Genomic DNA, 20,579 nt, shown 5'->3' on the forward strand with positions numbered 1-20,579 from the left:
GACGGACCTCGGAAACCCTTCGCGTCGTGTCGGCTCAAGGGGTTGGCCGATGCGCGGGTACGGGCTGGTGGATGACCGCGGTGTCGTCCGTGTAGACGCGCCGCCACGCGGGATCGTGATCGAGCAAGCCGACCAGCGGCGAGCCTGGCGGCAGGATCGTCCAGCCGAAATGCCATCTTGCGTTCGCCGCGCGCCAGCGTTCGGCGTCGCCCGCGGCGATCCTGAAATAGTCGAGCGTGAACGGGTCTCCGTACATGTCGGACCGACCGTCGATATAGGGCCGGATGCCGGCGAGGATCAGCGACCCGCCGAAGCTGTATTCGTTGAAGACGCGCTGGTTGCGGAGCGGCGGCGGCAGATGGCGGAGTGCGGTGGCGGGGATGCCGGCGCTGTCGTCGCGCACCACGGGGACCGCGATCCGGTAGGTTGCGAGGCCGATCGCGAGCAGCAGGACCAGGATTCCGATCGATCGGCTCTCCCGGCGTGGTATTGGTGAGCTCACGGCCTTGGTGGTCCAGGCTTTGCCGAGCGGTTCTGCGAGGACCAGGATACCGACGACGACCAGGACGATTTCCTGGCGGGTATGTTGCAGGGCGAGGTGCAGTACGCCGAGCAACAGGAACAGCCGAACGGGTGGGATGCGCACCGGCCGGAGGAGCAGGCAGGCGAGGGTGGCGAGCAGGATCGCCTCGAACCCGGAGAATGTCGCGAAGTCGGCGGGCTGCCACTCGTCGAGATGCGCGAGCAGTTTCAGCCGGTCGACGTAGAATGGGAAGACGAGGCCGTCGAAACCGGCGGGGGTCGCGGTGGCGGCGACAGCGCAGGCCAGACCGAACGAACCCCAGCCCAGGACGACGCGACGGCGGTCGGACGGGGCGGCGACGATCAGCGCTTCGAGCGCGAACACGCCGACCAGTGCCAGCCCGAACACGAAACTGCCATGCGCGTTCGCCCATACCAGCATGAGTAAGGCGACGCCCAATGGCGGCGGTCGGTCGCGCTCGCGTGCGTGCAGCAGGACGATCAGCCAGCCGGCCAGCATCGGCAGCGCGAGGATGTGCGGGCGTGCCAGTAACGACAGGAGCAGGCCGGTGACGAGCAGGAGCAGAGCGAGGATACTGGCGCGCGTGCTCAGCCAGCGGCGGATTTCATAGGCGACGAGCGCGAACAGCGCGGCCATCGCTGCGCCTATGAGGACGATCAGGCCACTCCAGCCGGCGGCGCGGTAACTCGCGTACATCGCCAGTTCGGACAGCCATTCGTGCGCGACCCACGGCCGGCCGGTGGCGGTGAACGAGAACGGGTCGGTGGTCGGGACATGGGCGTGGGTGACGACCCAGGCGCCGGTCGCGAGGTGCCAGCCAGTGTCGCCGTCACGCAGCGCGGTGGGGACTATGATCGTGAACGCGAACGCGGCGAACGCGGCGAGGAGGGCGAAGGTCGAGCGGGGGATGCCGGTGGGGGCGTCGGGACGGACTGGGGTTGGGGGCGGGGCGCTCGGCATGGAGGCGGGATTAGCGCGATTGTCCTTTGGAATGGTGAATGGGGGGTGGGGTTGCGTTTAGGCTGGGGTCTTGCCTGTAAGCCCGGCCTCTTTCCGTTCCCGCCCTCTGACCTTTGCTCCAGCCGGTAGCCGTCGTACGGGTCCGCTGCGTCACTCCGGCGCCTTTCCGCCGCCCGAGTCTCACAGTCCGAGTTCCCGCTGGCCTAGCTCCTTACCGTCACCCAGGCCCTTCCCGTCACCAACTCCTTTCCCATCCATCCCCGCATCTTCCGTCAGCCCCGCTCCTTCCCGTCACCCCAGCGAAAGCTGGAGTCTCCCGTTTGGCGAGCGCGTGGATTCATAGGGTGAGATCCCAGATTTCGCTGGGATGACGGCGGGGGAGACGGGCGTGCGTGATTATGGGCGTGGGGTGACGTGGAGGGGATGACTAAGGTGGGGATGACGAGCGCAGAATGACGCAGGTGCCGACTCCCGCCTCCTTGTTCTCCCGCGAAGGCGGGAGCCCAGGCTGTGTTTCGGCCTTCGCGGAGACACATGATCTGGCTTGAGGGCGTAATTGAACGAAAAACGCCCCGGGTCTCCCCGAGGCGTCTTCGTTTTTGGCTGGCCCCGACACGGGAGTAAATCCCGTGCCGTCGGACGCGGCGAGCCGCGCCGGCCGGGCGGGGGCCTGAGGGCCCTTGTCCGCCTCAGTCGATCTTCGGCAGGGTCTCGAACTGGTGGTACGGCGGCGGCGAGGAGATCGTCCACTCCAGCGTCGTCGCGCCGTCGCCCCATGGGTTGTCGCCCGCCGGCTTGCCCGCGACCATCGACCAGATCAGGTTGACGAAGAACACCACCATGCCCGCAGCCATGATCATGTAGCCGACCGAAGCGACCGTGTTCCAATGCTCGTACTGCGGCGTGTAGTCCGGGATGCGGCGCGGCATGCCCTGGAGGCCCAGGAAATGCATCGGGAAGAACATCACGTTCACGCCGATGAAGAACACCCAGAAGTGCAGCTGGCCGAGGAACTCGTTGTACATCTTCCCCGACATCTTCGGGAACCAGTAATAGAACCCGGCGAACAGCGAGAACACCGCACCCAGCGACAGCACGTAGTGGAAATGCGCCACCACGTAATAGGTGTCCTGCATGTAATCGTCGATGCCGCCATTGGCGAGCACCACGCCGGTCACGCCGCCGACGGTGAACATGAAGATGAAGCCGATCGACCACACCATCGGCGTCTTGAAGGTCAGCGAGCCGCCCCACATCGTCGCGATCCACGAGAAGATCTTGATGCCGGTCGGCACCGCGATGACCATCGTCGCCGCGGTGAAGTACATCTTGGTGTTCACGCTCAGGCCGGTCGTGAACATGTGGTGTGCCCACACGACGAACCCGACCACGCCGATCGCGACCATCGCATAGGCCATGCCGAGATAGCCGAAGACCGGCTTGCGGCTGAACGTCGAGATGATCTGGCTGACGATGCCGAAGCCCGGCAGGATCATGATGTAGACTTCGGGATGGCCGAAGAACCAGAACAGATGCTGGTACAGGACGGGATCGCCGCCGCCGGCCGGGTCGAAGAAGGTCGTGCCGAAATTGCGGTCGGTCAGCAGCATCGTGATCGCGGCTGCGAGCACCGGCAGCGCCAGCAGCAACAGGAACGCGGTGACGAGCATCGACCACACGAACAGCGGCATCTTGTGCAGCGTCATGCCGGGCGCGCGCATGTTGAAGATCGTCGTGATGAAGTTGATCGCGCCGAGGATCGACGAGGCGCCGGCCAGATGCAGCGCGAGGATCGCCATGTCGGTCGACGGCCCTGGCTCGCCGTACGTCGAGAGCGGCGCGTAGAGCGTCCAGCCGTTACCCGCGCCACCGAAGAACGGCGAGGCCAGCAGCAGCGTGAAGGCGGGGATCAGCAGCCAGAACGACACGTTGTTCATGCGCGGGAACGCCATGTCCGGCGCACCGATCATGATCGGCACGAACCAGTTGCCGAACCCGCCGACCATTGCCGGCATGACCATGAAGAACACCATGATCAGGCCGTGCGCGGTGATCAGCACGTTCCAGAGATGGAGCGATTCGTCGAGGCTGGCGCTGCCGCCGTGGAGCATCGACGCCCAGCCCTGGAGATACTGGATGCCGGGATGCGCGAGTTCGGCGCGCATGAGCCCCGAGACCGAACCGCCGATGATCCCCGCGACGATCGCGAAGATCAGGTACAGCGTGCCGATGTCCTTGTGGTTGGTCGACATGAACCAACGCGCGAAGAAGCCCGGTTTGTGATCGGTGTCGTGGTGATGGTCGTGCGCTTCGTGGCTTACGAACGCCGACGGGGTGAAAGCGGTGTCGGTCATCTTACTGTCCCGCGTTGCCGGCGCCGGCCGGGTTTGAGGTGGCGCCCTGCGTCGTCGCGGGGGCTGCGGTGGTCACGTTCTCGACCGGGCCGGTGGCGTTGGCGGTTTCCGCCGCCTCCTCGACCTTCGCCGCGGAGCCGTCGGCGCCGGGCTGCGGGATGACCTTGTCGGACGCCTTGCCGGGGTCGGCATCGTGCCGCCCTTGGCGCGGACCCACGCCGCATATTCGGCGGGCGGAACCGCCTCGACCGCGATCGGCATATAGCCGTGGCGCGCGCCGCACAGTTCCGAGCACTGGCCGAAATACAGGCCGGGTTTGTCGATCGTGAAGCTCGTCTCGTTCAGGCGGCCGGGGATCGCGTCGAGCTTGATCCAGAACGCAGGCACCGCCCAGCTGTGGATCACGTCGTTCGACGTGGTGATCAGGCGGATCGGCACGCCGACGGGGAGGACGATGCGGTTGTCGGTCGCGAGCAGTGCCGGTCCGTCGGCATCGGTGCGGGCGCGCTCGCCGGCGGCGACCTCACCCTTTTCCTTCAGCATGTTGGCGGTGATCTCGAAGCCGCCATTGTCCGGATACTGATAGGTCCAATACCATTGGTTGCCGATCGCCTTCAGCGTCACCGCGCCCGACGGGGCGGGCTTGAACTGTGCCTGGAGCAGCCCGATCGAGGGCACTGCGATCAGCACGAGGATCACGACCGGCGCGAGCGTCCAGATGATCTCGATGACGGTGTTGTGCGACGTCTTCGACGCGACCAGGTTGCGTGCCTTGCGATAGCGGAACGACACCCAGAACAGCAGCGCGAGAACGAACAGCGAGATGATCGTGATCGTCGGCACCAGGATCGAATTGTGCATCCAGTGCGCGAACTGACCGTTCTTGGTCACCTGGGGCTGGAGCCCGAACAGGCCGTCGGTCGGCTGGCCGATCATCGGCTTGGCCGTCATCGCCGGCGCACCGTCCATCGCGAGTTCGGGGCTGGACGGGTTGGCGGTCGGCGTCGCGGCCGATGTGGTCGGCGCGGTGTTGGAGACACCACCCGGCGCTGCCGCGGCCTGCGGTGCTGGTGCCGCTGCTGGCGTGCTCGTCGGCGTGCTTGCAGGCTGGGCCGCATGCCCGGCGACACCACCGAGACTCGCCAGTGCGAGCCCCGCTGCCATCGCAAATCCTCTCATCCCCATCTTGCGCATCGTTATTCTTGACCCCGGTTTATAGCGAACCCGATATCACGGACGCGCGGATGTCTGCTTATCATTTGGCAGGAGCTATACCCAGCAGGGGGCTCGCCTCAAGCATTGTCTGGTATGGGCCCTTCAGACGCCCGTACTAACCCCCGTCATCCTGACGAAAGTCAGGACCCAGGACCACAGGGGACGGCGTTCGTGATCCTGGGTCCTGACTTTCGTCAGGATGACGGAGGCGAGGCGGGGTGCAATGAAACGCAGGATAACGGTGAGCCGCCGGTTCTCGTTGCACGCGGTTTCGCGCGCCCGTATCAGCGCGGACAGACCTTTTGGAGCGATGACCCGCGATGACCGAAGACGACGTGCTCGCCGAATTCCGTGCTGCCGAGGCGCTGCTCGAAGGGCATTTCATTCTGTCCTCGGGGCTTCGCAGTTCGCGCTATCTGCAATGCGCGCGGGTCTTGATGGACCCTGCGAGAGGCGCGCGACTGTCGGAAGCGCTGGTGGCATCGATCCCGGCGGAGTTGCGCGCGCAGATCGATATCGTGGTCTCGCCGGCAATGGGCGGCGTGATCGCCGGCCACGAAATGGGCCGCGCGCTCGGTGTCGAGGCGGTATTCCTCGAACGCCCCGACGGCGTGTTCGAACTGCGCCGCGGCTTCCGCCTGGCGCCGGGGCAGCGCGTGCTTATGATGGAAGACGTCGTCACCACCGGACTGTCGTCGCGCGAGGCGATCGCGGCGATCGAGGGCGCGGGCGGCGTGACCGTTGCGGCGGCGGCGTTGGTCGATCGTTCGAACGGGACGGCGGATCTCGGCGTGCCGTTCTTCCCGCTGATCCGGCTCGACGTGCCGACTTACCCGGCGGATGCGCTGCCACCCGAACTGGCCGCGATCCCCGCGATCAAGCCCGGCAGCAGGGCGGCGGCATGAGCCCGCTGGCAACGACCACCTCCGCCTCGGCGTCAACATCGACCACGTCGCGACCGTGCGGAATGCGCGAGGGGCTGGCTATCCGGATCCGGTACGCGCGGCGCTGGTCGCGGCGGCGGCAGGGGCGGACGGAATCACCGCGCATCTGCGCGAGGACCGCCGGCACATTACCGACGACGACATCGCGCGGTTGTCGGCCGAGCTGACGATCCCGCTCAACCTGGAGATGGCAGCGACCGACGAGATGCTCGGCATCGCGCTGCGCCACAAGCCGCATGCCGCGTGCATCGTGCCGGAGAAACGCGAGGAACTGACCACCGAGGGCGGGCTCGACGTCGCCGGGCATTACGATCGGATGGCGCGGCTGGTCGACGCACTCGCGGGAGCGGGCATCCGCGTGTCACTGTTTATCGAACCGGCCGCGCACCAGATCGAGGCGGCGGTGCGGCTCAAGGTGCCGGTGATCGAACTTCACACCGGGCTGTATGCGGAGCTGTCGGGCGAGGCGCGGACGGTGGAACTGCGGCGGCTGACCGATGCAGCGGCACTGGCGGCGAAGAACGGCATCGAGGTGCATGCGGGGCACGGCCTGACCTACGACAACGTCGCACCGATCGTGGCCATCCGGCAGGTTCGAGAGCTGAACATCGGGCATTTCCTGGTCGGGGAGGCGCTGTTCGTTGGGCTCGGCGAAGCGGTTCGGCTGATGCGCGAGGCTATGGATGCAGCGCGGTAAGCCAGAAGGTGTGTTCACGCGGAGACGCGGAGACGCGGAGCAGAAGGGGGCCACTGGGCGCCGTCCCGCTTGCTTCTCACCTTCGCCGCGCTTGCGGCTCTCATACTCTCCGCGCCTCCGCGTCTCCGCGCGAACAAATTCTTTGTCTTCCGACTCCAGGCATCGCGATGATTATCGGGCTCGGGTCCGACCTCTGCAACATCGAGCGGATCGCAGCGTCGGTCGAGCGGTTCGGGGAGCGGTTCGAGCAGCGGGTGTTTACCGATGTCGAGCGGGCGAAGGCGGCGCGGCGGCCGTTCACCAAGGCCGGCACGCTGGCGAAGAGGTTCGCGGCCAAGGAGGCGTTTTCGAAGGCGGTCGGCACCGGGTTTCGCGCGGGCGTGTTCATGCGCGACATCGGCGTGGTCAACGCGCCCAGCGGCGCGCCGACATTGGCGCTGACCGGGGGCGCCAAAGCGAGGCTTGACGCGTTGACCCCGAAGGCCACGCCGCGCGCGTGCATTTGACGATGACCGATGATCATCCGTGGGCGCAGGCCTTCGTGATCATCGAAGCCATACCTCTGATATCCCCGGACATGCGCCAGGATACGAACCGATGAAGGACGCGGCGTTGGACGGCAACGAGTTCCCCGAAAAGCCCCTCGCGCAGACGACCGCGGCCGATACCGCGCCACCGGCCGGCACCACACCGGAAACAACCCGCCGCCGCGGCACCGACTGGTGGGGCGAGGTGAAGGGCATATTCTGGCTGATCCTGGTTGTGCTCGGCTTCCACAGCTTCATCGCCAAGCCCTTCTATATCCCCAGCAGATCGATGCTGCCGGGGCTTCGGATCGGCGACCGGCTGGTGGTGACGAAGTTTGCCTATGGCTGGTCGTTCGTGTCGCCGACGATCCCGAACCCGGTCGCGATCTTCAAGGGCGTCGTGCTGCGCCAGCAGGAAGACAGCTGGAGCGTGTCGCTGCCGTTCATCCACGGCCGCCTGTTCGGCTCGCTGCCGACGCGCGGCGACGTGGTGATCGTGACGCCGCCGGGCACGCATAACGACTATATCAAGCGCGTCATCGGCCTGCCCGGCGACAGGCTGGCCGTGCGCGGCGGGATCGTGTTCCTCAACGGCGTCGCGGTGAAGCGTGGCCCGCTGCATGACACGCTGATTCCGGTCGACACCAACAGCCCGTGCAGCGAGATCGACTATCCCGGCGCGCGCGAGACGCTGCCCGACGGGCGCGAGATGTGCCGCCTGCCGACTTATACCGAGACGCTGCCCAATGGTCGCCGTTACGAGACGATCGATCTGGAATCGGACAGCCAGGGCGACAATTTTGCCGAGATCACGATCCCCGCGAACCACGTCTTCCTGATGGGCGACAACCGCGATCGCTCGGCCGACAGCCGGTTCGCGCTGAGCCAGCTCGGGCTTGGCGGGCCGGTGCCGTATGAAAATCTCGGCGGGCGTGCGGAGTTCATCACCTTCAGTCTCGACGGCGATGCGACGTTCAATCCGCTGACCTGGTGGGGATCGCTGCGGCCTGATCGCGCTGGCACCTCGCTGCATCCCGCCAAGGCCGATTGAGGTGGCCGACGATAAAGCCGTCACCGAACGCAGCCCGGTCGAGATGCGCGATCCGTTCCTGCGCAAGGAACTGAAGCGCGCGGTCATCTGGCTCGGGCTCGCCTGCGTGATCGCGTTGCTGATCGTGCTGGTCCAGCCGTTGCTGATCATCTTTGCGGGCGTCGTGTTCGCGGCGTTGCTCGATGGCGGTGTGCGGCTGCTCGGGCGGGTGCTGCCGATCGGGCGCGGCTGGCGGTTGCTGATCGTGGTGCTGCTGACGTTCGCGTTCCTGGTCGGGACGTTCGTCCTGACCGGCGTGCAGGTGACCGAGCAGGTGACCCAGCTGCGCTCGACGCTGGAGACGCAAGCCAATCGCTTCACCGGCTATCTGACGTCGCAAGGGCTCATGCCAGGCGCGTCGGACGTCAACAGGATCGTCAAGCAGGCGCTCGGCTCGGTCGGGCGGGTGACGTCGTGGGTGGGTACCGCGATCGGCGCGTTGACCAGCATGTTCATGATCCTGATCCTCGGGCTGTTCATCGCGATGGATCCGGGCACCTATTCGCGCGGGCTCCAGTGGATGGTGCCGATCGACCTGCGTCCCGAATTCGCCAAGACGTTGGTCAAGATGGGCGACACGTTGCGCAAGCTGCTCGCCGGGCGCCTGCTGGGCATGGCGGTCGAGGGCGTCGCGACGGGTATCGCGCTGACGATCGGTGGCGTGCCGATGGCGATGCTGCTCGGCATCATCGCGGGTATCTTGGCGTTCATCCCGAATGTCGGCGCGATCGTGACCGGCGTGCTGATGGTCGCGGTCGGGTTCAGCGCGGGCGTCGATACGGGGTATTGGGCGATCGGCACGTATTTGATCGTGCAGACGATCGACGGATACGTGATCGTGCCAATGGTGGCCAAGCGGACGGTCGACCTACCGCCGGCGCTGACGCTGGGCGCGCAGATCCTGGCGAGCGCGCTGTTTGGGATCCTGGGGTTGGCGCTGGCCGATCCGATGACCGCGATGCTGAAGACGGCCTTGGAGCGGCGTTCGGCGCGGGAAGAGGAGAAGGCTGAGGCGGTTGGTGAGGCTACGGCCTGATCCAGTTTAGCGTACCCGCTTCCAACTGATGCCGGTTCAAGCCCACCCCCGTCATCCCCGCGGACGCGGGGACCCATACTGGCAAACCTCGGAGTATATGGGTCCCCGCTTCCGCGGGGATGACGGCAGGTGGGGCGGAGACCGATAATGGGGCGGGGGCAAATAGGGCTAGGGCGCTAGCGCCTTACCAATTGGTCGAAGAGCGCGAGGTATCGATCGGCCGAGTCCGCGCCGGGTTGCGGTACCGGCTCCGACCGTGGCGCAGATGGCGCTAGCCATGCATCCAACGCTGCGATCAGTCCCGCCGCATCGTCTCGCGCGACGATCGTACCGCGATCCGGGCGGTCGATGATCTCCGCCACCGCCGCGCTCGAATCGGTGGAGATTATCGGCGTCCCAACCGACAGCGCCTCGCGCAGCACGCCGGGCACACCTTCATAGTCCGAGGTCAGCACGACCACCTTAGCGCGGGCCATGACCGGCAGCGGGTCGGTGCTGTGGCCGAGCAGGCGAACACGGTTCCCAAACTGAGCGCCTGGATCTGCGCGTCGATCGCCCCCGCTCGCTCCCTTCGCCAAGGATAACCAGCGGTATCGTCCGGTCCGCCAGCAGCGGGAGTGCGGCGATCAGCCGGTCCCAGCGCTTCTGCGGTTCGAGCCGTCCGACGCCGAGAATGAAACGATCAGAGCAGGTCTGGCACCTCCCCGGGAATCACCACCGCCGGCGGGTTTGGAATGACGCTCGTCCGCCCGACCATCCGCGTCGCCCGCGCCGCCTCCTGCGCGGTCGCCGGTGTCATCGCCACAAGATGGTCGAGGAAACTGCCGTGCCGCGCCAGCCAGACCTGGTGCGCAGCGTGCATCAGCCGGCCATGATCCGCTCGGGCAGGCGCGTTGGACATCTTGGCGACGATCGGCGGACAGGCCTTGCCGAGCCGCAGCCGGGTCCAGGCCGCAATCCCGGTATAGAAATTGCCTGGGCAGAAGATGATGTCCGGCGACAGGCGCCGCACCACCCCGGCAATGCCAGCAACCGCGACGGCGTGATGATCTCCAGCCCCTCCGGCAGTTCCGCCGCCAGCGGTCCGGAGACATCCTCGATCGCCAGTGTCACCCGCCGCCCCGCCGCCAGCCAACCGCGCGCGAGGCGCAGTTGCGCGCGCTCGACTCCGCCGCCGCGCAGGTCCTCGGCATAGGTCAGGATGTGCCGCGCGGTCGGTGGTCCGCTCAGGAGTGACATATGGGGGTCATCATGATGCGCGATGGGTAAAGCGGAGATCGCGATCGAATGAAACCGACTTTACGTGCATGCGCGCCGACGGGCGGCTATTGGACCGCGCCACCTCGAATGAGCGTTGGGCGACGGAATGGCTTGAGGACAATGGTTTGAGGACCGGCGATTGAACTTCCGTGCGAAAACTGCCGATCGCGACGGCTATGCGGATATCGCACGCGCGGGGCTCGAACCGCTGAAGACGATCGGCAGCCGCTGGCCGGCGATCATCGGTGCGGTGCTGACGCTGGCGATGATCGTCGGGCTGGGGCGCGAACTGCTCGGGCATGGCCTCGCCGGACTTACGCGCTCGGTGCCGCAGGACCCGCGCTTCTATCTGTGCTTCGGCCTGCTCTACATGTCGCCGCCGACCGGGGACTACGTGATTTTCGCCGCCTGTGGGGCATCCCGCTCGGCGGCCTTGTCGCGCTGATCAAGAAGCGGATCGCGAACGAAGTGGTGTTCGGCTATTCGGGCGACGCCTATTTCTACGCTTGGGCGCGGGCCAAGGCGCGGATGGTGGCGTCGCCGTTCGGCGCGGTGAAGGACGTCACAATCTTGTCGGCGATCGCGGGCAATGCGGTCACGCTGCTGCTGGTGGCGATCGCGCTGCCGCTCGGCCGGCATCTGCTGACGCACGATCAGTTCCGCACCGTGCTGGCATCGGCCGGCGTGACGCTGGCGATCTCGCTGCCGTTCCTGATCTTCTCGCGCCGCGTATTCTCCCTGCCGCGCGCGAAATTGTGGTGGGTGTTCGGGATCCATTGCATCCGGTTGCTGTGCGGATCGGTGCTGATCGCGTTCGCCTGGCATTTCGCGTTGCCGGGCGTGCCGGTCGGGATGTGGCTGTTCCTCGCCGCCGGTCGCCTGCTGGTGTCCCGCCTGCCGCTGGTGCCGAACAAGGACCTGCTGTTCGCCAACGCCGCGATCCTGTTGATCGGGCAGGATCAGGCCTTGTCGGAACTGATCGCGTTCACCGCCGCTCTCACGCTGCTGGTGCATGTCGCGCTGATCGTGGCGTTCGGCGCGCATGCCGTTGCCGATAGAGGTCGCGCATGATTCGATACGCGATCGCCGGAACAGTGTTGCTGGCAAGCCCGGCGGGCGCGCAGCTGCTTGGCAGCGATGCGGCCGCCTGTCGGCCCGGAGGGAGCCCCGCGATCGCCGTCGAGATCACCGGGCTGAAGGATCGTACCGGCGAACTAAAGCTCGAACTCTATCCCGGCGACGAGGCGGGTTTCCTCAAGGACGATCACGTCCTGATCGCAGCGAGGAAGACGTTTCGCCGCGTGGTCGTGCCGACGCCCGCGACCGGACCGACGACGATGTGCATCCGGGTGCCGCAGCCGGGCCGCTATGCGCTGTTGCTGACGCATAATCGCGATGGGAAGAACAAGTTCAGTTTCTGGACCGATGGTGCCGGTTTCGCGAGCAACCGGAAGCTCGGGCGGTCGCGCCCCAAGGTCGAGCAGGCGCTGGTCGAAGTCGGGGCTGGCGTGACGACCGTGCGGATCACCGCGCAATATCTCCGCGGACTCGGCGGCTTCGGGCCGATCGGCTGATGATGGCCCCGCTAGGAGAATCGTCGACGTCAACGAGTTCTACTCGCCGACTGGCGGCGGCGTGCGGACCTATGTCGACCGCAAGATGGGCATCATGGCGGACATGGGCCACGAACTGATCGTCGTCGCGCCCGGCAGGAAGACCGCGTCGAGGAACGGCCGGGCGGCGGGCGGATCATCTACCTCAAGTCGCCGGGCATGCCGTTCGATCGTAACTACGGGCTGTTCTGGGACGAGCGCGCGATCCACCGCGTGCTCGACGAACTCGATCCGGACGTGGTCGAGTGCTGCTCGCCGTGGCGGCCGGCGTGGTTCGTCGGCGACTGGCAGGGCCGCGCGGTGAAGTCCTTCTTCATGCACAACGACAATATCGCGGCCTACGCACAGCGCTGGTTCGCGGGCGTCGCCAGCCACGACCAGATCGAGCGCGGGTTCGCCTGGTACAGCCGGTACATGAACCGCTTTCTCGCGAAATACGACGTCGTCGTCACCAACGGCCCGGCGCTGGAAAAGCGATTGCGCGCGCGCGGGTACGGATCGATGCGGCGATGCCGCTGGGGATCGAGCGCGGACATTTCTCGCCGGACCTGCGCGATACGCGGCTGCGTGCGGCGTTGCTGCGGCAGTGCGGCTTGCCCGAAAACGGCATGCTGCTGCTCGGGCTCGGGCGCCATCACGGCGAGAAGCGCTGGCCCTTGGTGGTCGATGCGGTGGCGCGGGCGGGGGCGACTCTGCCGGTCGGGCTGATCCTGATCGGCGCGGGCGCGCAGACCAAGGCGATCCAGCGGCGGATCGGCGGCTCGCCGCATATCCGGATGTTCGCGCCGGTCTATGACCGTGAGCGGCTGGCGCGGATCATGGCCAGTTGCGATGCGCTGATCCATGGGTCGGAGGCGGAGCCGTTCGGGCTGGTTGCGTCGGAGGCGATGGCGTCGGGCCTGCCGCTGATCGTGCCGGATACGGGTGGGTGCGCCGAAGTCGCCGACCGCCATGCGAGCGAGCTCTACGCGGCGCGCGATGCGGAGAGTGCGGCGGCGGCAATCGGGCGGTTGTTTGCGCGGGATCCGGCGATGCTCCGGCGCGCGGCGGCGGTGGCGGCGCGGCATGTCCGCAGCGACCGGGAGCATGCGGTCGAGCTCATGGACTATTACGCGGGACTGGTTGCGGCGAAGCAGGGGTGCGGGCTGGCGGCCTGAACGCGGTGAAGTGCGTGCCGGGAATCGGGATCGCGTCATACCCGGCGTCGCGCGCGGCGCTGGCGAGGGCGCGGTCTAGGCTGGCGTCGCCGCTGGTCGCTGGGCCTTCGCCGCCGGTGAGGATCGTCGATCCGTCGAGCTTTACGCGTGCTCGTGAGATCAGGTGGAGCGTGTGTTCCTGGGATGCGGCTAGCAGGTGCGTGCTGCGGAAATAGAAGGGGCCGGTGGCGAAGGCGGGGGCGGGCAGGCGGTTCGCCGCGGGGAGGATTTGCGGGAGAGCGTGGCGATCGGGCCTTCGACTCCGTGTTGGTCGAGCGTGCGGCCGACCGCTTGGCCTTCGCGCTGGGCTTGGGTCAGCGAGAGGCCGTCCGAATCCGCCAAGGCCGCGACCGAGGGGGCGAGGCCGGCGATGGCGAATGTCGCGAACGCGATCCGCCATGCACGGCTCGGGGGCGGGATCAGCGACAGGCGGACGAACAACGCGGGCAGGGCTGGGAGGAGATATTGCCGCCAGGTCGGGAACGGCAGCAGTGCGGCTATCAGGCCCGCGAGGATCAGCCAATCGAGCAATCCGACCGCGCGGCGTCGCCAGGCGTCGCGCGCGACCAGGGCTAGCGCGGGTAGGGCTGCGCCGAGCGCGAGGAACTTGAGCGTGTCGATCGCCTTGGCGGCGAGCGACATCTTCCAGGGCGCAGCGCGTAATATTCGGCGGGGCCGCGGGCCGGGAAGGTAAAGGTACCGAACACGAAGCCGGCCGGGCTGCTGGCATAGGTCCATGCGACGAAGGCGACGACCGGGAGCGTGCCCAGCAGGATCGCGACGGGGCGGTGGCGGCGGTCGACCAGCGCGTAGAGGCCGTAGGCCAGCGCGGGGAACGCGTAGAGATTTTCGCGGCGGCGGCGCTGGCGAGGAGCAGGCCGGCGAGTGCGGCGGTTTTGCGCCTGATGGCGGGGTGGACGATCAGGGGAGTGCGGCCGCCAGAAGCGCGGCGGGAGCGCGTCGTTGCGCGCGGTACCGATGCTGAAGAGGAGGATGTCGCAGGTGGCGAAGAGCGCTGCGCAGGTGATCGCGGCTTTGGGTTTGGCGCCTAGGGTCCGGCGGCGGTGTGGACGCAGGCTATCGTCGCGACGCCGAGCAGGGCGTTGAGGATGCGGAGGACTGGCCATGTCCACGCGCTGGCGAGGATTGCTACGGGCGCGAAGAGGTAGGGTTGGAGCGGGGTCTGGAGGTAGGCGAAGTCTCTGTACGGGAGCAGGCCGTGCGCAGTGAGCGCGGCTGCGGCGACGTATTGGCTCTCGTCGTGGTCTACCGGGCGAAGGAGTGCGAGGGTGATGAAGAGGATTGCCAGCGCTGCCAGCATCAGAAGGATGTTCACCCGCGAAGGCGGGTGCCCAGTCTGGGCACCCGCCTTCGCGGGTGAACTGGGTTGGGGAGGAAGCGCTCCATCACCCAGCCCCACCCGCTCGCCACCACCCCGGCGGAGGCCGGGGCCCAATTGGGGGACGGTTATGATTGAGGACGGCGCTCCGTTATCTTGGCCTTCCCAATTGGGCCCCGGCCTTCGCCGGGGTGAGGGAAAAGGCCACGGGTCAGGCTTTTACCGCGGTCAGGAAGTAATCGAGGTTGGTCGAATCGCTCAGCGCAAACCCGGTCGCGGGCGAGAAGCTCAGCCCCGCGTATCCGTCAACCGCAGTCCCGCATCCTTCAGCAACGCCGTCAGCTCTTCCGGCGTGAGGAACTTGTTCCAGTCGTGCGTGCCCTTGGGAATGACGCCAGCACCCTCCGCCACGGTGATCATCGCCAATCGCGACAATGGCGTGCGGTTAGGCGTCGACAGGATCAACAACCCGCCCTCCGCCAACGTCCGCGCGAGGCCGCGTACGAAACCGGCGGGATCGCTGACATGCTCGATCACCTCAAGGCTCGTCACGAGATCGAACTGCCCGACCAGCCCCTCGACTCCCCCGCGCGGTAGTCGATTGCCAAGCCGCTCTGCGCCGCATGGATCTCCGCCACCGCGATATTCTCGGGTGCCGCATCGATCCCCGTCACCGCCGCGCCAAGCCGGGCCAAAGGTTCGCACAACAATCCCGCGCCGCACCCGACGTCGAGTGCGGTCTTCCCCGCCAGCGGCGTGAAGGTCGACCCATCGCCACCCCAATGCGCGTCGACCTGCTCGCGGATGTAGCGCAGCCGCGGCGGGTTCAGCTTGTGGAGCGGGCCGGACGAGCCCTTCGGATCCCACCAGTCCTTCGCCATCGTGCCGAAATGCGCGGCCTCGCGCAGATCGATTGTTGCGCCGTTTACGGTGTCACTTGCCAGTATCATGCGCGCTACCTATCAGGGCCGCCGCTTCGACCCAAAGGGATTTGCGCTGCCAATGGCCCGTATCGTGATGAAATTCGGCGGGACGTCGATGGCTGGGATCGAGCGTATCCGCAACGTCGCCGCGCGCGTGAAGCGCGAAGTCGACGCGGGCAATCAGGTCGCCGTCGTCGTCTCCGCGATGGCTGGTGAGACCGATCGGCTGGTCGGCTTCTGCCGCGAGGCGTCGTCGCTGTACGATGCCAAGGAATATGACGTCGTCGTCTCGGCCGGCGAGCAGATCACGAGCGGCCTGCTCGCGATCGCGCTCCAGGCGGCCGGCTGCAAGGCGCGCAGCTGGCTCGGCTGGCAGTTGCCGATCAACACGTCGGACGCGCACGGCTCGGCCCGCATCGGCGAGATCGACACGGCCGCGCTCGACGCGAGCCTTGCCGAGGGCGTCGTCGCCGTGATTCCCGGTTTTCAGGGCGTCGCGGACGGCCAGCGCGTGACCACCTTGGGCCGCGGCGGCTCGGATACGTCGGCGGTGGCGATGGCGGCGGCGATGAAGGCGGATCGTTGCGACATCTATACCGACGTCGACGGCGTCTACACGACCGACCCCAGGATCGTGCCGCGTGCGCGGAAGCTGAGCAAGGTCACGTACGAAGAGATGCTGGAACTCGCCAGCGTCGGTGCCAAGGTGTTGCAGACGCGGTCTGTCGGCCTGGCGATGAAAGAGAATGTGCGGGTACGCGTGCTGTCTTCGTTCGAAGACGGGGATACCAATGACGGACATCGTGGCACGTTGATCGTGGGCGAAGAGGAAATCGACGATATGGAACGCCAGCTCATCACCGGCATCGCGCACGACAAGAACGAGGCGAAGATCACCCTGACTCAGGTCAGCGATCGGCCGGGTTCGGTCGCCGCGATCTTCGCGCCGCTCGCCGAGGCGGGGATCAACGTCGACATGATCGTGCAGAACGTCGCGCATTCGACCGGCTCGACCGACGTGACGTTCACGGTGCCGGCAGCCGATCTGGCGCGCTCGCTCGACGTGCTCGACAAGGCCAAGGACGCGATCGGCTATGCGACGATCGTCCATGACACGCGCGTCGCCAAGGTCTCTGTGGTCGGCGTCGGCATGCGCAGCCACGCGGGCGTCGCCTCGACGATGTTCACCACGCTCGGCGAGCGCGGGATCAACATCCAGGCGATCGCGACGTCGGAGATCAAGGTCAGCGTGCTGATCGAAGAGGATTATACCGAGCTCGCGGTGCGCGTGCTGCATACGGCGTACGGGCTCGATGCCGAGGATGCGGCGTAAAACTCTCCCTCCCGCTTGCGGGAGGGGTCGAGAGGAGCTAGGCGGGGCGCATGACCGACATGTCCGCGCCTCAGGCACACCCTCCCCGACCCCTCCCGCAAGACGGGAGGAGCAGAGGCTGCAACGCCGGATGGCGCGCGGCGCCGCGTTCCTCGGGTCGGAGGTCGCCATTCTCGGCGGCGCGATGTCGTGGGTGAGCGAGCGTCACCTCGTCTCGGCGATTTCGAACGCGGGCGGGTTCGGCGTGATCGCGTGCGGGGCGATGACGCCCGCGCTGCTCGATACCGAGATCGCCGCGACCAAGGCGATGACCGACAAGCCGTTCGGCGTGAACCTGATCACGATGCACCCCGATCTGTTCGAGCTGATTGCGGTCTGCACCAAGCACAAGGTCGGCCACATCGTGCTCGCCGGTGGCCTGCCGCCCAAGGGCAGCATCGAGGCGATCAAGGAAACCGGCGCCAAGCTGATCGCATTCTCGCCCGCGCTGGCGCTCGCGAAAAACTGATCCGTAGCGGCGTCGACGCGCTGGTGATCGAGGGGATGGAGGCCGGCGGCCATATCGGCCCGGTCTCGACCAGCGTGCTCGCGCAGGAGATGCTGCCCGAGATCGCGGAGCAGGTTCCCGTGTTCGTCGCTGGCGGGATCGGTCGCGGCGAAGCGATCGCCGGCTATCTCGACATGGGTGCGGCGGGCGTCCAGCTCGGCACGCTGTTCGTGTGCGCGACCGAATCGATCGCGCATACCAATTTCAAGAAGGCGTTCATCCGCGCCTCGGCACGCGATGCGATCGCCAGCGTGCAGATCGATGCGCGGCTTCCCGTCATCCCGGTGCGTGCGTTGAAGAACGCGTCGAGCGAGTTGTTCACCGCCAAGCAGCGCGAAGTCGCCGGGCACCTCGACGGTGGGCGCGTGGAGATGGCCGAGGCGCAGTTGCAGATCGAGCATTACTGGGCGGGCGCGCTGCGTCGTGCGGTGATCGATGGCGATGTCGAGCATGGCTCGGTGATGGCGGGCCAGTCGGTCGGCATGGTCAAGCGCGAGGAGCCGGTCGCGGACATCATCGGCGGGCTCATGGCGCAGGCGGCGGCTGCGCTAGAAGCACGCGCGGTTTGAAACACCTCTGATCCTCCCCCGGCGGGGAGGTGGCAGCCCGCTTGGGCTGACGGAGGGGTGACCCGCCATCGAGAGGGTGTCACCCCTCCGTCTGGCAAGCGCCAGCCACCTCCCCTTGCAGGGGAGGATTGCAGAGCATGTGTGTATTAAGCTCGGTCATGCCTCGCTCCTAGACATTCATCAGCACCACCCCGGCGAAGGCCGGGGCCCAGATTGGGAGACGTTGCTGATCCACGTGGGCGCTCCGTTACTGCGACCTTTCCAGTTGGGCCCCGGCCTACGCCGGGGTGGACTAGTCGAGCGCCACCAACCCCGCCCCCTCTCCACTCACCGCAAACCACGTACGGCTTACGTCTCGTTAACCTAATCCCTGCATAGAGTGTCCCGTCGGGGGACGTTACGAGGTGGTTGCGATGAGTCGTCGGTTTGCTTTGCTGTCCGTTACCGCGCTGGGCCTGCTGGCCGGCTGCACGTCGAAGCCGCGGACCGTCGCGCAGGTTGCGCCGCCCGTCATAATGGTCCCGGTGCCCGCGCCGACGATGCCGAAGGGCGCTTCGCCGACCATCGTCATCCCGGTCGCGCTGGCCGACGGCACTTATCCCACGCCGAATCGCAACCTGACGACGTCCGCCAAGGTTTGGCATCTCCGCGCCGCGCTCAACGTCGCCGCGCTTGCCTGCCGTGGGCCGCAGGAATTGACGATCGTCGCAGGCTACAACGCGCTGCTCTCGGCGCAGAAGCCGGTGCTCGCCAAGGCCGAGGCGACCTATGCCAGCGAATACAAGGCTGGCGGCGGCGACTGGCAGGATCGCTACGACGATTCGATGACGCGCCTGTACAACTTCTTCTCGCAGTCCCCGCGCGCGACGAGTTCTGCGCGGCGGCAGGCGTCGTCCTCGCGCAAAGCACGGGTCTTACCGCCGAGGCACTGCCAGCGTTCGCCGCGCAGAACCTGCCCTTGCTCGAGCGTCCGTTCACCGATTTCTACCGCGCGGTCGATGCATGGCGCGGTCGCACGGTGCGTCCGGTCCAGCCGCAGCTGGTCGCCTCGCGCCAATATGCGTCGAACATGCCGGTGCAGACGATCACCCAGGCCCGGCTCCAGCCGATCTCGCAGCCGGTGCCACCCGCGCAGCCCCGCCTGAAGCTCGACGCCAGCGTCTTCCAGTAAAATCCTTTGATCCTCCTCCGCCAGGAGGAGGATAGTAGAGAGGCGTTACCGCGAACATCTTGCAGGCAATGGTTGGCTTCCCTGCGAAGACTGGGTTAACAGCCGCGGGAATGGCTGAGGTTTCAGATCGTCCGGCGGAAGGCCGCTTCGAAGGGCGCGAGCACCGGTTTCCGGTGCGCGTCTATTTCGAGGACACCGACCTGTCGGGTGCGGTCTATCACGCCAATTACCTGCGCTACATGGAGCGCGCACGCTCGGACATGCTGCGGGTGGGCGGGATCGACCAGCGCGCGGCGTTCGAGGTAGGCGAGGGCTCCTACGCGATCGCCAGCGTCGCCATCCGCTATGCCGCGCCCGCCAGGCTCGACGACGCACTGCTGGTCGTCTCGCGGATCGTGCAGGTCCGCGCAGCCGGGGTCGCCATTCATCAAAGGGTCATGCGCGACGGGCTTGTCTTGGCCGAGGCGGACATTGTGGCGGCATTGGTCGCTCCCAACGGTCGCCCACGCCGCCAGCCACGCGCATGGATCGATATCTACGAACGCCTAGTCTGGCAGGGGGAAGCATGAATCCGGTGTTGACTATGGATAGCGCGACGCTGTCGCCGATCCACTTGTTCCTGCAGGCCGACTGGGTCGTGAAGGGCGTGATGATCGGGCTGCTGCTCGCCAGCATCTGGACTTGGGCGCTGATCGTCGCGTTCTGGCGGCGGATCGGCAAGACGCGCAAGAACATGGTGCGGTTCGAGCGCGATTTCTGGAAGGCCGAGGATATCGACGTCTTCTATAAGGCGGAAGGCGAGAGCGCCTTGCCGTCCGCGCGCGTGTTCGCGGCGGGCGTGACCGAGTGGCGGCGCTCGACCGCGGGCGGCACGATCGACAAGAGTGGCACGCGCGAGCGACTGGCGACGACGATGGGCGCAGCGGTCGCGAGCGAGATCGACACGCTGTCAGACCGGCTCAACGTGCTGGCGACGGTCGGCTCGGTCGCGCCGTTCGTCGGGCTGTTCGGCACGGTGTGGGGCATCATGCGGAGCTTCACCAGCATCGCGGCGGCGCAGAACACGTCGCTGGCGGTGGTAGCACCGGGTATCGCCGAGGCGCTGTTCGCGACCGCGATCGGCCTGTTCGCGGCCATACCCGCGGTGATCGCGTACAACCGCTTCTCGCATGGCATCAACCGGATCGAGGCGAGCCTGAACCGGTTCGCCGACGGCTTCCACACGACCCTCTCGCGCCAACTGGACGGCTCGCGATGAGCG

Annotated in this window: 20 protein-coding genes and 4 pseudogenes; 14 read left to right on the forward strand and 10 right to left on the reverse strand. The window is 66.8% G+C overall.

What is annotated here, in order from left to right:
* Positions 1-34 precede the first annotated feature (34 nt).
* From AC0IX7_RS16575 to coxB, 3 genes are all read right to left on the reverse strand, one after another.
* Entirely contained in the window at positions 35-1,504 is a 1,470-nt protein-coding gene (locus AC0IX7_RS16575; RefSeq protein WP_471812901.1) for a hypothetical protein, read from the reverse strand.
* A gap of 689 nt (positions 1,505-2,193) precedes the next feature.
* Positions 2,194-3,858: a cytochrome c oxidase subunit I gene (gene ctaD / locus AC0IX7_RS16580; RefSeq protein ID WP_471812902.1), complete on the reverse strand. Its 1,665-nt coding sequence runs from the start codon at positions 3,856-3,858 to the stop codon at positions 2,194-2,196.
* 72 nt (positions 3,859-3,930) lie between these two features.
* Positions 3,931-5,022, reverse strand: coding sequence for a cytochrome c oxidase subunit II (gene coxB / locus AC0IX7_RS16585; RefSeq protein WP_471812903.1), 1,092 nt, complete (start codon positions 5,020-5,022; stop codon positions 3,931-3,933).
* A 371-nt stretch (positions 5,023-5,393) separates the two neighbouring features.
* On the opposite strand from coxB, the gene pyrE reads away from it, so the two are divergent.
* The 5 genes and pseudogenes from pyrE to AC0IX7_RS16610 all read left to right on the forward strand — a co-directional run bounded on the left by pyrE (position 5,394) and on the right by AC0IX7_RS16610 (position 9,367).
* Positions 5,394-5,978, forward strand: coding sequence for an orotate phosphoribosyltransferase (pyrE, locus tag AC0IX7_RS16590; RefSeq protein ID WP_471812904.1), 585 nt, complete (start codon positions 5,394-5,396; stop codon positions 5,976-5,978).
* On the forward strand, positions 5,914-6,714 hold the full coding sequence (locus AC0IX7_RS16595; RefSeq protein WP_471812906.1) for a pyridoxine 5'-phosphate synthase: 801 nt from the start codon (positions 5,914-5,916) through the stop codon (positions 6,712-6,714). Before pyrE ends, AC0IX7_RS16595 begins: the two co-directional genes overlap by 65 nt.
* Before the next feature lie 167 nt (positions 6,715-6,881).
* Positions 6,882-7,315: pseudogene (gene acpS, locus AC0IX7_RS16600) on the forward strand (holo-ACP synthase).
* A complete protein-coding gene (gene lepB / locus AC0IX7_RS16605; protein WP_471812907.1) occupies positions 7,312-8,292 on the forward strand; it encodes a signal peptidase I in 981 nt (326 codons plus the stop codon). Before acpS ends, lepB begins: the two are co-directional and overlap by 4 nt.
* Before the next feature lie 43 nt (positions 8,293-8,335).
* Positions 8,336-9,367, forward strand: coding sequence for an AI-2E family transporter (locus AC0IX7_RS16610; protein WP_471813921.1), 1,032 nt, complete (start codon positions 8,336-8,338; stop codon positions 9,365-9,367).
* A 176-nt stretch (positions 9,368-9,543) separates the two neighbouring features.
* Here AC0IX7_RS16610 and AC0IX7_RS16615 read toward each other — a convergent pair whose 3' ends face one another.
* The 3 genes from AC0IX7_RS16615 to AC0IX7_RS16625 form a co-directional block, all read right to left on the reverse strand.
* Complete coding sequence (locus tag AC0IX7_RS16615) at positions 9,544-9,843, reverse strand: glycosyltransferase (RefSeq protein ID WP_471812908.1); 300 nt, start codon at positions 9,841-9,843, stop codon at positions 9,544-9,546.
* 206 nt (positions 9,844-10,049) lie between these two features.
* On the reverse strand, positions 10,050-10,229 hold the full coding sequence (locus AC0IX7_RS16620) for a hypothetical protein (RefSeq protein ID WP_471812910.1): 180 nt from the start codon (positions 10,227-10,229) through the stop codon (positions 10,050-10,052).
* On the reverse strand, positions 10,229-10,606 hold the full coding sequence (locus tag AC0IX7_RS16625) for a hypothetical protein (RefSeq protein WP_471812911.1): 378 nt from the start codon (positions 10,604-10,606) through the stop codon (positions 10,229-10,231). The genes AC0IX7_RS16620 and AC0IX7_RS16625 overlap by 1 nt, the downstream gene beginning before the upstream one ends.
* 160 nt (positions 10,607-10,766) lie before the next feature.
* Between AC0IX7_RS16625 and AC0IX7_RS16630 the strand changes: the two genes are divergently transcribed.
* The 4 genes and pseudogenes from AC0IX7_RS16630 (at position 10,767) to AC0IX7_RS16645 (ending at position 13,397) form a co-directional block, all read left to right on the forward strand.
* Positions 10,767-11,072, forward strand: a complete 306-nt coding sequence (locus AC0IX7_RS16630) for a hypothetical protein (RefSeq protein WP_471812913.1) — start codon at positions 10,767-10,769, stop codon at positions 11,070-11,072.
* Positions 10,979-11,698, forward strand: a complete 720-nt coding sequence (locus tag AC0IX7_RS16635) for a hypothetical protein (RefSeq protein ID WP_471812914.1) — start codon at positions 10,979-10,981, stop codon at positions 11,696-11,698. The genes AC0IX7_RS16630 and AC0IX7_RS16635 overlap by 94 nt, the downstream gene beginning before the upstream one ends.
* The gene (locus tag AC0IX7_RS16640) at positions 11,695-12,201 is read left to right on the forward strand and encodes a DUF2141 domain-containing protein (RefSeq protein WP_471812916.1); all 507 of its coding nucleotides are present in this window, start codon (positions 11,695-11,697) and stop codon (positions 12,199-12,201) included. The genes AC0IX7_RS16635 and AC0IX7_RS16640 overlap by 4 nt, the downstream gene beginning before the upstream one ends.
* Positions 12,164-13,397 (forward strand): annotated as a pseudogene (locus AC0IX7_RS16645) (glycosyltransferase). The gene AC0IX7_RS16640 and the pseudogene AC0IX7_RS16645 overlap by 38 nt, the downstream one beginning before the upstream one ends.
* A 189-nt stretch (positions 13,398-13,586) precedes the next feature.
* On the opposite strand, the gene AC0IX7_RS16650 reads toward AC0IX7_RS16645, so the two are convergent.
* The 4 genes and pseudogenes from AC0IX7_RS16650 to ubiG all read right to left on the reverse strand — a co-directional run bounded on the left by AC0IX7_RS16650 (position 13,587) and on the right by ubiG (position 15,656).
* The gene (locus AC0IX7_RS16650; RefSeq protein ID WP_471812918.1) at positions 13,587-14,078 is read right to left on the reverse strand and encodes a hypothetical protein; all 492 of its coding nucleotides are present in this window, start codon (positions 14,076-14,078) and stop codon (positions 13,587-13,589) included.
* Complete coding sequence (locus AC0IX7_RS16655; protein ID WP_471812919.1) at positions 14,009-14,563, reverse strand: hypothetical protein; 555 nt, start codon at positions 14,561-14,563, stop codon at positions 14,009-14,011. Before AC0IX7_RS16655 ends, AC0IX7_RS16650 begins: the two co-directional genes overlap by 70 nt.
* Positions 14,485-14,772 (reverse strand): hypothetical protein, encoded by a 288-nt coding sequence (locus tag AC0IX7_RS16660; protein WP_471812921.1) that lies wholly within the window; start codon positions 14,770-14,772, stop codon positions 14,485-14,487. The genes AC0IX7_RS16655 and AC0IX7_RS16660 overlap by 79 nt, the downstream gene beginning before the upstream one ends.
* 214 nt (positions 14,773-14,986) lie before the next feature.
* Positions 14,987-15,656: pseudogene (gene ubiG / locus AC0IX7_RS16665) on the reverse strand (bifunctional 2-polyprenyl-6-hydroxyphenol methylase/3-demethylubiquinol 3-O-methyltransferase UbiG).
* A 121-nt stretch (positions 15,657-15,777) separates the two neighbouring features.
* Here ubiG and AC0IX7_RS16670 point away from each other — a divergent pair.
* The 5 genes and pseudogenes from AC0IX7_RS16670 to tolQ all read left to right on the forward strand — a co-directional run bounded on the left by AC0IX7_RS16670 (position 15,778) and on the right by tolQ (position 20,576).
* Entirely contained in the window at positions 15,778-17,031 is a 1,254-nt protein-coding gene (locus AC0IX7_RS16670; protein ID WP_471812923.1) for an aspartate kinase, read from the forward strand.
* 130 nt (positions 17,032-17,161) lie between these two features.
* Positions 17,162-18,147, forward strand: a pseudogene (locus AC0IX7_RS16675) (NAD(P)H-dependent flavin oxidoreductase).
* Positions 18,148-18,560: 413 nt separating this feature from the next.
* Positions 18,561-19,292, forward strand: coding sequence for a hypothetical protein (locus AC0IX7_RS16680; protein WP_471812925.1), 732 nt, complete (start codon positions 18,561-18,563; stop codon positions 19,290-19,292).
* A 136-nt stretch (positions 19,293-19,428) separates the two neighbouring features.
* Entirely contained in the window at positions 19,429-19,887 is a 459-nt protein-coding gene (locus tag AC0IX7_RS16685) for a YbgC/FadM family acyl-CoA thioesterase (RefSeq protein ID WP_398457137.1), read from the forward strand.
* Positions 19,884-20,576: a protein TolQ gene (gene tolQ / locus AC0IX7_RS16690; protein ID WP_248523962.1), complete on the forward strand. Its 693-nt coding sequence runs from the start codon at positions 19,884-19,886 to the stop codon at positions 20,574-20,576. The genes AC0IX7_RS16685 and tolQ overlap by 4 nt, the downstream gene beginning before the upstream one ends.
* Positions 20,577-20,579 lie beyond the last annotated feature (3 nt).

The sequence above is a fragment of the Sphingomonas sp. AC411 genome, from assembly GCF_979253035.1.